The sequence below is a fragment of the Halomonas sp. 111 genome, assembly GCF_052379685.1.
Lineage (GTDB): Bacteria > Pseudomonadota > Gammaproteobacteria > Pseudomonadales > Halomonadaceae > Vreelandella > Vreelandella citrativorans.
The window spans coordinates 23,467-36,539 of sequence record NZ_JBQSYV010000006.1; the positions used below are offsets into that span (position 1 = coordinate 23,467).

Annotated in this window: 10 protein-coding genes; 7 read left to right on the forward strand and 3 right to left on the reverse strand. The window is 56.1% G+C overall.

Going from position 1 to position 13,073, the window contains the following annotated elements; all coding sequences use genetic code 11:
• The first annotated feature begins 28 nt into the window (after positions 1–28).
• From ACT3T7_RS05990 to ACT3T7_RS06020, 7 genes are all read left to right on the forward strand, one after another.
• Positions 29–4,000, forward strand: a complete 3,972-nt coding sequence (locus ACT3T7_RS05990; RefSeq protein ID WP_444630359.1) for an EAL domain-containing protein — start codon at positions 29–31, stop codon at positions 3,998–4,000.
• A 9-nt stretch (positions 4,001–4,009) separates the two neighbouring features.
• Complete coding sequence (locus tag ACT3T7_RS05995; protein ID WP_087108829.1) at positions 4,010–4,288, forward strand: GIY-YIG nuclease family protein; 279 nt, start codon at positions 4,010–4,012, stop codon at positions 4,286–4,288.
• A 70-nt stretch (positions 4,289–4,358) separates the two neighbouring features.
• Positions 4,359–5,402 carry a histone deacetylase family protein gene (locus ACT3T7_RS06000; protein ID WP_444630360.1) on the forward strand — a complete coding sequence of 348 codons (1,044 nt, stop codon included), beginning with the start codon at positions 4,359–4,361 and terminating at the stop codon, positions 5,400–5,402.
• A 57-nt stretch (positions 5,403–5,459) separates the two neighbouring features.
• Positions 5,460–5,825, forward strand: a complete 366-nt coding sequence (locus ACT3T7_RS06005) for a hypothetical protein (RefSeq protein ID WP_444630361.1) — start codon at positions 5,460–5,462, stop codon at positions 5,823–5,825.
• A gap of 44 nt (positions 5,826–5,869) precedes the next feature.
• Entirely contained in the window at positions 5,870–7,564 is a 1,695-nt protein-coding gene (locus ACT3T7_RS06010) for a VRR-NUC domain-containing protein (RefSeq protein ID WP_444630362.1), read from the forward strand.
• A gap of 11 nt (positions 7,565–7,575) precedes the next feature.
• Positions 7,576–9,888 (forward strand): ATP-dependent DNA helicase, encoded by a 2,313-nt coding sequence (locus tag ACT3T7_RS06015; RefSeq protein ID WP_444630363.1) that lies wholly within the window; start codon positions 7,576–7,578, stop codon positions 9,886–9,888.
• A 31-nt stretch (positions 9,889–9,919) separates the two neighbouring features.
• Positions 9,920–10,699: a sulfite exporter TauE/SafE family protein gene (locus ACT3T7_RS06020; protein ID WP_172117654.1), complete on the forward strand. Its 780-nt coding sequence runs from the start codon at positions 9,920–9,922 to the stop codon at positions 10,697–10,699.
• Positions 10,700–10,731: 32 nt separating this feature from the next.
• On the opposite strand, the gene ACT3T7_RS06025 is transcribed toward ACT3T7_RS06020, so the two are convergent.
• The 3 genes from ACT3T7_RS06025 to ACT3T7_RS06035 form a co-directional block, all read right to left on the reverse strand.
• Positions 10,732–11,904, reverse strand: coding sequence for an MFS transporter (locus ACT3T7_RS06025; RefSeq protein ID WP_444630428.1), 1,173 nt, complete (start codon positions 11,902–11,904; stop codon positions 10,732–10,734).
• A gap of 117 nt (positions 11,905–12,021) precedes the next feature.
• On the reverse strand, positions 12,022–12,612 hold the full coding sequence (locus tag ACT3T7_RS06030) for a 4'-phosphopantetheinyl transferase superfamily protein (protein ID WP_444630364.1): 591 nt from the start codon (positions 12,610–12,612) through the stop codon (positions 12,022–12,024).
• Entirely contained in the window at positions 12,612–13,058 is a 447-nt protein-coding gene (locus tag ACT3T7_RS06035) for an excinuclease ATPase subunit (protein ID WP_226912060.1), read from the reverse strand. The genes ACT3T7_RS06030 and ACT3T7_RS06035 overlap by 1 nt, the downstream gene beginning before the upstream one ends.
• Between the last annotated feature and the right edge of the window lie 15 nt (positions 13,059–13,073).

Sequence of the window (13,073 nt, forward strand, 5' to 3'; positions counted from 1 at the left end):
ATGCCAAGGCCTGATGGGGCGTAGAACCATGCGGATAAATACGCGCCAATTGGCGTTGGAAACCCTGCTACTTATGATATCGGCAACCCTCGTTTGCATGGGAGTCGTCGGGGTGGTGGTCGGTCTCAGTGTGCCGACACGGCCATTTTTTGCAACGCTAGTGCCGGATGGAGCACTGGTCACTCTGCTGGTCGGCATTGCGCTGCTGGCGTCGCTTCAGGGGTGGAGAAAAACAAGAATTATCAGTATCTTATCTCTGTTTTTGGTTGTCACCTACACCTTGGTACATAATAGCCTGGAAGGCGGTCGAGGCGACTCATGGCTCAGCAATGGGCCGCGTATCACCAGCTTGTCGGCAGGCTTTTTTTTAATGATTGGGGTGTGCTTTTGGTTGGGGCTTTCTACCGCATGGCGGCGCTGGTTATGGATAGCCGGTGGGCTAAGCCTGTGGGGGCTTGCCCTTTTTGTGGTTGGAAAACTATGGCTTACGCTAAGCGGTGCATCTCCTCTGTTCTCATCGTCGCCCATGAGTGCATTGGTCATTACCTGCTTTTTAGGTACCGCCATGCTGGCAGCAGGCTTGCGGGGTAAACCGCAACGTCTAAATCCAGGCCGGGTGACCGTCGTCGCCTCGCTATGGGGCGTTACGATCAGTTGTTTTATCTGGTTATTGTTAAACGCTTATCAACAAACGTCGCTGCAACAGCAAGCCGCCTATCTATTAGATAACGTTCAACTCAATATCGAGCGAGCAACACAAGACCGCTTGCGATTAATGCAACGAATGGCAGAGCGGCTGAGCGCCATGGGCACAGACTGGGATGTGAACCTGCTGGATAATGACGCACAACACTACCTTCGGGACATCCCCAGTATTAGCGCCATTGCGATAGTTGATCAGCAGCAGTTGACCTGGGAGTGGGGAGTGGGGCGGACGGCTGAAATGGAACGATGGCTACATCAGCAGTTGGAGGAAGAGCAAACACGTGCCTGGATGCAAATTCCGCTCGGTCGTCCAAGGATGTTGATGACGGATACCAGCCGACCCCACGAAGCAATATTTGTTATCCCGGTTCCCGCTAACAATCATTACCTATTCGCCAGTTTTAACCTGGCCACCATGTTGGAAAACGAGTTGCGCCTTGAGGTGGGCCCTTTCCAGGTGAGCGTGAATCGTGATGACATGCCGCTGATGAAGTTACACCCCGCTGGTTTTGCTGCCGACCGTATGGAAACGCCAGAGCTTGCGCTGGCGTCACGCTATATAGGCTTGCCCGGCGGCATTAACCTGGTGCTTTATGCCTACCCAGGTAACCAGTACAACTGGTATCAATTGAACCTGCTGTCGTTTGCGGTTGCGTTAGGCAGCTTGCTGCTTAGTGGTTTGTTGGCTTTTAGTCTTGGCGTTGTGAGCGTCAGTGTTTCTCGTGCCCGCGAACTTGTTCAGACGCGTCAGTCACTGGAAGACCAGCAGGCGATTCAGCACATGATTGCCCAAGAGCAGCCCCTAAAGGAAACGCTGGAAAGTCTGTGTCTTATGTTGGAGCGCGAGTTACCTTCGGCAATCTGTTCTGTCATGTTGGCTAACGATACAGGTACTCACCTGGAGTTCATCGCGGGAGACCGACTGCCCGCCGCTTACCGCAGCGCGATACAACGCATTTTGATCAGCGCGAATAATGGCGCTTGTGGTAGTGCCGCCTACCAGGGGGCAACGGTGATATGCGCTAATATTGCCGAGGACGAGCGCTGGCGGGGCTATCATGGCGTTTCCAAACATGCCGGGCTTGCCTCCTGTTGGTCGAGCCCTGTCTACGGTGGCGAGGGCCAACTAGTAGGCACTATTGCGGTTTACTACCCAAAGCCCAGCACCCCAGACAGTGCCGATACGGCGCGAATTGAAAAAGCGGCGGGCTTGATGGCGCTGGCTGTTGAGCGTTTTCAGGTGCGGAGCTCGTTGGAGGAGAGCGAGCAGCGCTATCGCTCACTGTTTACCCATCATCCTGATGCGGTATTTACCCTGGATGAGGCGGGCTGCTTTGTAACGGCCAATGCCACCTGCGCGTCACTGACCGGTTACTCCGTTGAGGAAATGCTCGGCAAGCCGTTCACCTTCTTTATTGCTGAACAGGATGTGACGCGCGTAGAGGCCTATATCGAAACGGCCCTGCAAGGGGGGATTGACCGATATGAACTCAATCTGAAAGACCGAGCGGGTCGTTTGCATCAACTGGATATTATTCACCTGCCGATGGTGGTGCATAACACCGTACAAGGGGTGCATGCCATTGCTCAGGAGGTGACAGCTGCCCGTCAACAGGAGTCTCGCCTGCGTATCCTGGAGCGCAGTGTGGAAGCCAGCGTTAACGGCATTGTGATCGCCGATGCTGGACAGCCTGATTTGCCCATTGTTTATGCCAATAAAGCGTTTACGTTAATAACGGGGTATCGCCAGGAGGAAATCATCGGTAAAAACTGTCGCCTGCTGCAGGGGCCTGGCAGCGACCCGGCGGTTATCCAACGCATTCGTGCTTGTATTAATGAGCAGAAAGACGTCAACGTCACTATCTGCAATTACCGCAAAGATGGCACGCTATTCTGGAATGATCTGTATATAGCGCCGGTACGCGACCAGGACGATCAGGTAACGCACTTTGTCGGCGTGCAGCAAGATATTTCCGAGCATAAAGCATACGAGGCGCGTTTGGCTCACAATGCTTCACATGATGACCTGACCCGCCTGCCTAACCGTACATTCTTTGAGGAAATGCTGTTAAAGCAGTTTTCCAGGCTGGGTAAGGATAAAAAGCGCCTGGCCGTGCTGTTTGTGGATCTGGATGATTTCAAGCCCATTAACGACAATTTGGGGCATGCAGTGGGTGATCAGGTGTTGGTCGAAGTCGCCCGTAGGCTTATCAATGCGGTCAGGCCTGAGGATACGGTTGCCCGCATGGGCGGGGATGAGTTCGTTATTCTGCAAACGGCGATCAACGACGAGTCTGACGTTGTTGATTTGGTGGAGCGGTTGCTGCCTATGTTGGCGCGCCCTTACCGTATTGAATCCCAAGAGCTTTACCTGACCGCGAGTATCGGTATTGCGATGAGCCAGCCAGATACACTTCAGCCACAAACGCTGATTCAACAAGCCGATATGGCGATGTACAAGGCCAAGCAGCAAGGGCGTAATGCCTACGAGTGGTTTGCCCACGCGTTTACCGATACGGTTAGCGAGCGCATGGTGCTGCGTAATGATCTCCAGGAAGCCATTGAGCGCGAAGAGTTCGCGCTGCATTACCAGCCGTTAATGAATCGGGAAGGAAAGCTTGTTGGTGTGGAAGCGCTATTGCGTTGGGAGCATCCGGAAAAAGGCTTTATCTCTCCCGCACGGTTTATTCCGCTGGCAGAAACCACCGGGCAAATTATTCCGATCAGCGAGTGGGTACTCCAACGTGCTTGCCAGGATATGCAGTCACTGGCGCAACAAGGGCTGGGTAAAATACGTGTGGCGGTTAACCTTTCACCGCTCCAGTTCCAGCGCTCCAATTTTCTCGCCACGCTGCGCCAAACTCTGCTAACCACCGGCCTGCCGTCGGAACAGCTGAGTCTGGAACTGACCGAAGGTATTTTGACGGATAACGCCGAAGGCGCGATCGATACGCTGCATGCCCTGCGCAGTATGCACATTGGCGTGTCGATTGATGATTTTGGTACGGGCTATTCAAGCCTTAGTTATCTTAAGGACCTGCCTATTAGCACGGTGAAAATTGACCGCAGCTTTATTAATGAACTCACCAATAGCTACGATGATGCGGCGATTGTGCAGGGGATTATCTCCATGGCCCATCACTTGGGGCTCAAGGTCGTGGCTGAAGGAGTGGAGACTGAAGAGCAGTATCAGCGCCTGCTGGGCTATCAGTGTGATATTTTCCAGGGCTATTTACTGGCCAAGCCGATGCCAGTGGAAGCCCTGCAAGCCTTTATTGCCCATTTATCCCCCTAAGGAGCTGGGATGTCGTTACCCTCAACCCCTTGGTATGTTTACTTATTAGAGTGTCGACGCGGTACTTATGTGGGCATCACCAACAATATCGCCAAACGCTATCGCGCCCACTGTGCGGGCAAAGGGGCGCGTTATACCCGTGCTAACCCACCGGTTGCTCTACTGGGCGCCCAGCCGTTTGAAGATAGGGCCGCCGCCAGCCGGGCAGAGTATCAGTTGAAACAGCAAACCTCTGTTCAAAAACGTCATTGGGCAACGCGCTGGCCGCTTTCGATAGAAGTGGATTAAGCTAACGTAAAGCTAAAGCGCTCGTTTTGATACGAGCCTGCCCGCCTTTCCCGGTTATTCAGGAGCCAACATGCTGACGTTTTTCTCTGAGGATAGCCGTTTGCGCCAGGCGCGAACGGAGCTTCATGACGGGGCGCTTGTCAGCCCCTTTGAGTGCCCCGAGCGTGTTGACCTGGTGCTCGAACAACTGCGCCAGGCCGGTTTCGAAGTACGCGCTCCTGATGCCTATGGCCTAGAGCCGGCATGTGCGGTTCACGACGCCAGTTACGTCAGCTTCCTTAAAACCTGCTGGCAGGCATGGCAAGCAGCCGGGCATAGCGGTGAGGCGATCCCCAATATCTGGCCAGCGCGCACCCTGCGTCAGGATAAAATTCCGCACTCGGTGAGTGGTCAGCTTGGCTACTATGCGCTTGCGGCGGAAACCTCTATTTGTGAAGGCACCTTTGAAGCGGCCATGGCGAGTAAGGACGCTGCGTTGGGTGCTGTGGAACATACCTTGGCCACGGGAGAGCCCAGCTTTGGGTTGTGCCGCCCGCCGGGGCACCACGCTGCATTTGATCAGTTTGGTGGTTACTGCTTCTTTAACAATGCCGCGATAGCTGCCCAGCACGCGCTGGATGCAGGCCGACGCCGCGTGGTGGTGCTGGATGTCGACTTCCACCATGGTAACGGCACCCAACAGATTTTCTATGCGCGTAACGACGTTCTATTTGCTTCGCTACATGGCGACCCTGATGTGACCTTTCCCTACTATCTAGGCTACGCCGATGAAACCGGTACGGGCGAAGGGCAGGGCTTCAACCTCAACTACCCAATGGCGCCTGGCACCAGCGTAGCCACCTGGATGCAAGCGCTGGAGCAGGCGCTTATCGCCATCAAAACCCATGAGTGCGAGCTGTTGATCGTATCGCTCGGCGTGGATATCTTCGAAGGCGACCCTATTAGCGCGTTCACTTTCAAGCGCGATGACTTTATTGCCTTGGGCAAGCGTTTGGCAGAAGCCGGTCTACCCACCACCTTTTTAATGGAGGGAGGCTATGCGGTTGAAGAAATAGGTGTCAACGTCGTCAATGTGCTACAAGGGTTTGAGCAGATAAACTCGCGAGATAGATGACAGCTGGCCTTTATTAGGGCAGGCTAACGCCCCCACTAACGGGCAGGGAGCGCAGGCGTGGCAGTTTACGGCGGTATTCAGGGGCATGAATTGGAGCGTTGGCTTAATGCGTTAACCAACGCGGCCTATGACCGGCGCTGCCCGCTTTCCAAGGTGCATGGCGGCAATGCCCGTGCGCGCACCGCCCGGCAGGACCTGCTTTACTTAGCCCACGGCTTTCGCGGTGGCGAGCAGAGCCGTGACGTAGTGGCCGACGGCCTGGGTCGTTGGTGTCAGCACTATCTCACCGAAGCCGAATGGTACGTACTGGTAGGTGATAGTGCGAAGCCCCGCACCACCCGCCAATTCAGCATGTCTTCCAGCGCTTCCCATGATGAAGTGGATGACGCACTTGAGGTGTTAAGGCAGCACCGCGTGGGCTGAAATAGCCCATGACGCGGGGCAAATCGCGCTGATACAATGGATGCATGAACAGTGCTTCTGCCACTTCCGTTACTGCTTCGCTCGACGACCCCTTCTACTACCTGACGAACTTTCGCTTCGTGCTGGGGTGGGTGGGTGAGCGCCACGCTGACCTTCTAGATACCGACGAACTCACCTTTATAAGCCGCTTTGATACGCTGCCGCGCTCTTCCCAGGCGTTACTTACACGTATGGTAATGCGCAAGGGCGAGCTGTTCCGGCTTTACAAACTCAACTACCCGGAAATAGGCGACACAGCGGATGCCCTCGCACCTTTGGCCTCGCTTGGTTGGGTGGATGCTGCCCCGGTGCTGAGTGTGGATGAGCTGTTTCATCAACTGCGCTTGGCCGAGCTGCGCTCAGCCTTGGCAACGCCTATACGCGATGCGGGGCTGCCCGCGTCTGCTGGAAAAGCGGTACTCCAGGCCACGCTAACGCCCCAGCTCACCGAGATAAAACCGTTAACCGAGTGGTGGCCAAAAGCGTCGGACAGCATCGTGCGCCTTAACGTAATGGACGTGTGCGACCGGTTACGGCTGATGTTCTTTGGCAACCTTCGCCAGGACTGGGCCGAGTTCGTGCTAACGGAGCTGGGGCTTCAGCGGTTTGAAAAGGTACCGTTCACCGCCGCCTCGCGTGCCTTCCAGAAACGGGAAGAAGTGAATGCTTACTTCGACTTGCATAGGCTTAGGCAGCACCTTGATGAGGGCGAACTACTTGAACATCTACAGCGTGAGCTACCGCCCAAACCCGCTAACGCCTGGTTAGCGACTCGACACGCCCGCTTGCTGTTGCAGATGGGCCGCGAAGCGGAGCGCAGTGGCCAAACCGAGCAGGCCATTTTACTTTATGCACAAGCGGGTAGCAGCGAAGCCCGCGTTCGCCAGCTGCGCGTATTGGAGCGGTTGGGTAGGTATGAGGAGGCATTTGAGCTGGCGATGAATGCCCAGCGACTTACGCCTAATGAAACCGAAGCTCAGGCACTCGCTCGGTTGCTGCCTCGGCTGCGTAAAAAGTTGAAAATGGAGGCGCAGCCGCCGGTGCATGAGCCCGCCTACACGCGCTGGGAGTTAATGCTTCCCGGCCCTCAGCCGGTAGAGCGCGCTGTTGGACTACACGTCGGCACGCCTGAAGCGCCGGTGTACTATGCAGAAAACACGCTAATCACCGGCCTGTTTGGTCTGCTCTGCTGGCCTGCGATCTTTGCGCCGCTGCCTGGGGCGTTTTTTCATCCTTTTCATAGTGGGCCTGCGGACCTTTATCGAGAAGATTTCGTCGCCCGGCGGCGTGGGCTGTTTGATGAGTGCCTGGCACAGCTAGAGGATGGCAGCTACCGGCAGACGATTCACACCACCTGGCAGCAAAAACACGGCCTGGCATCCCCCTTTGTGCACTGGCCATTGCTGGACGAAACGCTTTTAGCGTTGGCGCTTGAGTGCCTGCCCGCCGCCCACTTGAAAGCCTGTTTTGAACGGCTTTTACAAGACATTAAAGCTAACCGGGCAGGGCTGCCTGATCTGGTCCAGTTTTTACCCAACGCACCACCGAATGAACCACGCTATCGGTTTATTGAGGTAAAAGGCCCCGGTGACCGACTTCAGGATAACCAGCGCCGCTGGCTGGCGTTTTTTCATCAGCATCACATTCCAGTCGCGGTGTGCTACGTGCAGTGGCTGGCTGACTCGCCTGCTGCGTTATGACTAGGGGCGCGATGAGTAGCGTCGCAGAGTACCGGATTGCCGTCCGTGCACTGTGTGATTTCACCGCCCGCGAGGGCGATCTGGATCACCGCTTTACCCCTTCGCCCAGTGCTCAGGAAGGCATGGCCGGGCATCGCCTGGTGGCCTGCCGCCGAGGCGATGACTATATTGCCGAAATGCCGCTTACCGGTAGCTACAAAAGCCTGGCCGTCACCGGACGCGCCGATGGGTACTATCCTGACGAAAACCGTTTGGAGGAGGTCAAGACCTACCGCGGTAGCCTTGAGCGCATGGCCGACAACCAGCGCGCGCTGCACTGGGCACAGGTAAAGATCTACGGCGCTCTGTTATGTAAAGCGCGCGAGTTGGAGGAGGTCACGCTCACGCTGGTGTATCTGGATATCGCCACTGAAAAAGAGACTTTGCTTAGCCAGAAAGCGCGAGCATCTGAGCTTGAGACGTTTTTTATCACCCAGTGCGAGCGCTTTATTGCCTGGGCCGAACAGGAAGCGGCGCATCGCAAGGCGCGTGATTTAGCGTTAACAACACTCAGCTTTCCCCATGCCACGTTTCGCCCCGGCCAGCGTGAGCTTGCCGAAGATGTTTACAAGGCTGCCAGCACCGGGCGCTGTCTGCTGGCCCAGGCGCCTACCGGGATCGGCAAAACGCTGGCCACGCTGTTTCCCATGCTCACCGCCATGCCTCGTCAGCAGCTTGATCGGATTGCTTTTCTGACCATGAAAACACCCGGGCGCCGCTTGGCGTTGGACGCCCTGGCTCAGCTTCGCTCTTCTGTACAATCCGCCGAACATTCTGATAACAGTACGCCGCGCGTGCTGGAACTCATTGCCCGTGAAAAAGCCTGCGAATACCCGGGAACCGCCTGCCATGGTGATGCCTGCCCGTTAGCGGCGGGCTTCTATGACCGCCTGCCCGCTGCACGCCAGGCCGCCGTGTCTGAAAGCGGGTGGGACCGAGAAACGCTGCGCAAGTTAGCGCTTACTCACAGCGTCTGCCCTTATTACCTGGGCCAGGAACTAGCGCGCTGGGCCGATGTGATTGTGGGCGACGTTAACCACTGGTTTGATCGCCATGCGTTGCTCCATGGCCTGGCACAAGCCAATGGTTGGCGAGTGGGATTATTGGTGGATGAAGCGCACAACCTGGTCGAGAGGGCACGTAGCATGTATAGCGCCGAGCTTGACCAGCAGCGTTTTAATCGCGTTAAGCGTAGCGCCCCGAAAGCCCTGAGCCGCTCATTGGCAGGCCTGGGTCGGCAGTGGCAGGCCGTGGTGAAAGACGTCGCCGAAAGTAAGCCGGATGATGCTGAGCGGGAAGGCTATCACCTGCTTGAGTCGCTACCCGATAAGCTGGTGGGCGCCCTTCAGAACGCTGCCGCCTCGATCACCAACCACCTGGGCGAGCACCCCGAAGATATCTCTTATGAGCTGCAGGAGCTGCTGTTTGAGGCGCTGGCATTTTGCCGCCTGGCAGAGAATTTCGGCGATCACTCGCTGTGTGATCTCACATTAAAAGGCCGAGGGAAGGCGCTGATGGGGCTGCGTAATCTGATACCGGCAGACTTTTTAGCGCCACGCTTCAACGCTGCGCATAGTGCCGTACTGTTCTCAGCCACCCTAACGCCTGCCCATTATTACCGTGATTTGCTGGGCCTGCCAGCGCACACGGTGTGGCGCGAAGTGTGCTCGCCCTTTGTGGCCCGCCAGCTTGAAGTGCGCATTCGCCGGGATATCTCGACCCGCTTTCGCGACCGGGAGGCGTCGCTTGCGCCGATGGTGGCCGAAATGGCCCAGCAGTACGAGCAGGCGCCGAGCCACTATCTGGCATTTTTTAGTAGTTTCACCTACCTCAATGCCGCGCTTAAGCTGTTTTGTGAACAGCACCCTGACATCCCTGCATTTGCCCAAACGCCGGGCATGCGTGAAGCCGAGTGCGAAGCGTTCTTGCAGCGTTTTACGCCGGGTGGGCAGGGCATCGGCTTTGCGGTGCTGGGCGGCGCCTTTGCTGAAGGCATCGACCTGCCCGGCGACCGACTGATTGGTGCGTTTATCGCAACGCTTGGGCTGCCGCCGTTTAATGCTTTCAACGAAGCCCTTAAAGCGCGCCTCACGGCAAGATTTGGCCAGGGCGATGACTACACCTACCGCATTCCGGGGATGATCAAGGTAGTACAAGCCGCCGGACGGGTGATCCGCAGCCCCTCTGATGAAGGGGTTGTGGTATTAATGGATGATCGTTTTGCCCACACCCGCGTGCAGGCGCTGTTACCCAGCTGGTGGGCGGTAGGCGGATCATCATTTTGATAACCAACGTGATAACCAGGGACGCAAGTGAATGGCGGATTTGTTGTGGTATCAGTATGCGTTGATCGGGCTGATTTTTGCCTGGAGCGGTTTTGTTAGAACCAGCCTGGGGTTTGGCGGCGCTGTATTGGCGTTGCCGTTTCTACTCTTGGTGGTTAACGATCCACTACTTTTCCTGCCAATTATCGCCATTCATCTGCTGATCTTCTCCAGCTGGATCGCTTGGCAGGGTAACCGCCAAATAAAGCGAGAGAGTGGCAACGCGTCGGCACAGAGCAATATTGATTGGGCCTATTTACGCAAGGCCCTGAAAATCATGATCATTCCCAAGCTGGTTGGCGTGGTGGGCCTGTTAACGCTGCCTGCCACTATCATGACCAGCATCATTTTCGGCATCGTGCTGGTCTACGCTATTGGCTATGTGCTCAATAAGCCGTTTCAAAGCAACAACAGGTACGTCGACTATGTGCTGCTGGCCTTGGGCGGCTATGTCAGCGGTACGTCGCTGATTGGTGCGCCACTGATTGTGGCGGTGTTTGCCTCACATGTCGCCAAGGAGCAGCTGCGCGATACCATGTTCGTGCTGTGGTTCATTCTGGTCGTGATCAAGATGATCTCGTTTGTGTTTGCCGGTGTGGACCTACAGCTGATCCATCAACTATGGCTATTGCCCTGCGCGTATGCCGGGCACCTGGTGGGTGAGCGAGCGCACCGCTATATCATCAAAGCCGATACGGGCGTGTTTTTCCGGGTGCTGGGCGCGGTGCTGATCTTTGTCAGCATCATTGGGTTGGTATTTTCGCCTTCTTGATGATCGGCTTGGCATGAAAACGTTGCTACCGCTTAAAGCGTGCTGTCGGCGCGTAGCAACGTCCTGCTCAGGATCACCAGTATCACCGCCAACACGCAGCAGAGCACGGCCATGCCGGTATAAACATTGCGTAGTGACTCAAGCCAGGTAACCGCAGGAGCGACCGCAATGGGCGAAATAAACTGACCAAGAAAGAAGGTGGCGGTAAAGCCACCAAACACGCGGCCACGCACTCGCTGTGGCGTAATACGCATTAGCCAGGCCGTGGTGTTGGGCATAAAAGCGCCTAGGCCAAGCCCGGAAATGGCCGCGCCGACAATCGCCATGGCATAACTCTGTGTAAGGCCCACCACCATAAAGCCCAGCGCGGCCAGTACAAAGCCCGCTATATAGATCGTCATGACCGACAAAAAGGGTTTGTAGTAGCCATAGCAGAACGACACGATGCTGGCGGTAAAGGCGGCGGTCGAGAGCGCAATGCCGATGGCTAAACCGCTGACCTCACCCTGCTCTGAAAGTAAAAAAGGCAGTTGCGCCGGAAACATGTAAAACATCATCATGCTCAGCATGCCCGCCAGATAGGCAATCCCGGTGCGCATATAGTCGACCTTGACTGGCGCGTTGACGCTGCCTGCCTGCGCATTGCTTTGAAGCTTAGGCGCCTTGAGCATCGCCCAGGCATAAGGCAGTAGAAACACCCCGGTTAGGTAAAGCAGAAAAGGCCCCCGCCAACTCCAGTCGGAGAGTAGCCCACCCAGATTAATAAACACCACCCCACCGAGCGCCATGCAGCTACTTTGCAGACCCAAAAAACGCACTCGCTCGGGGCCATCAAAATAGTCGCCAACTAGCGTAGTACTAATACTTAAAATACCGGCCACGGCGATGCCCATCAGCGCCCGTGATGCTAACAACAGGTCCACGCTATCAATCAAGAAGCCCGCTCCACCCGCCAAGCCATAAATGGACAGCATCATCAGGAGTAGAGGCTTGCGCCCAAACCGGTCGGCCAGATAGCCCATTAGCGGGCTGAACAGCGTAATCATCAGCGCAGGAAGCGTCAGGATCAGTTGAATCAACACCTGTGGCTGATCCGAAAAATGGCGGCTAATACCCGGCAAAGCAGGCGCAATAATCGCGCCCGACATCACCGTCATGGTGCTGGCAAACAGCAGTACGGCTTTGGTATGGGTTAAATGGTTGATGGTGAGCTTCCCTGGATAAACATCGAGATGGCAAAGGTACTGATGATAGCACTGTCGTTAGCAAGCTACTATTTTACGTCAGGAAGTAAGGGAGGGGGCGGCCCGCGTTGGCGAGTGTTAGTCGAGTTGCATAAAAGAGAGGTTGGGGAGACTGCGAATTTCAAGCGAACTTGCGTGTGCACAGAGGCTGATGGTCCAGCCTTGCTGCTGCCATTGCCAGGCATGAACATTGCCCCTAGGGGCTAGCCGCTCAAGACGGGTGCTCAATACATGGCTTGAAGGAGTGCCGGACAGGCTATCCAGCTTGAACAGCGCTTCGTGGAGTGTCCATGCGCGGTAAAAGGCGTCTAGAGGTACAGCGGACTGATGTATCTTGCGGCGTACGTCGGCCTCAGGCAGGCACGCCACCAGCTCGGGTAGGCGTTTTTTATGTCGCAGGCGAACATGCTCTATATCAATGCCCACAGGGACCGTGGCGATACCGGCAATCACGCGGTTGTCGCGGTGGGCGAGGCACGCTTTCCACGGAGGCGGAAGTGCTGGGTGCCACGGCGCACCGCCGCCTCTAGGCGACCACTCGCTAACAGGGCAGTGGTAGCCGCGAGCGTCGGCAAGCTGGGAGAGAAGCTCTCTGCCCAGCGCCGATAAACAAGCCCCGCTGCTGTGAGCGGGGGCTTGGGCCAACACAATGTCTAAATACGCGGTCATTAGTCGGCTAGCGTGACAACGTCACCTCGCAGCGCGACACCGGCCATAAGCGCCCCTGCATGGCACTCATACTCACTGGTCGAGGACATCGGCTGACGGTCATAAAAACTCTCAATGTTAACCACCGCATTACCGCCTTCCGCTTTGACGCGGTCTTGCAAGCTAAGAAGCGCCGAGAGCATGACCCACTCGCAGGCTTCTACATCAGACTTGTTGAAAGCATTGGTCTTTTTATTTGTGACGGCAGGACCATGCTCAGCGGTAATCTCGCCGTGCGGGGTGTCGCCAAAGATAAATTGAATATTGGAATCAAGCCGTGCTCTCGCATCGGGCGTGTTCATTGCGTCCTCAATAGAGAGCATGTGTGTCGTGTCGCGCGCATGGCTCGTCGTGCTTACTAGTAGAGCGCCTAGTAGCACCCCCATTAACATCATTCCTCGGCTCATTTAGCGTTCCTTCTT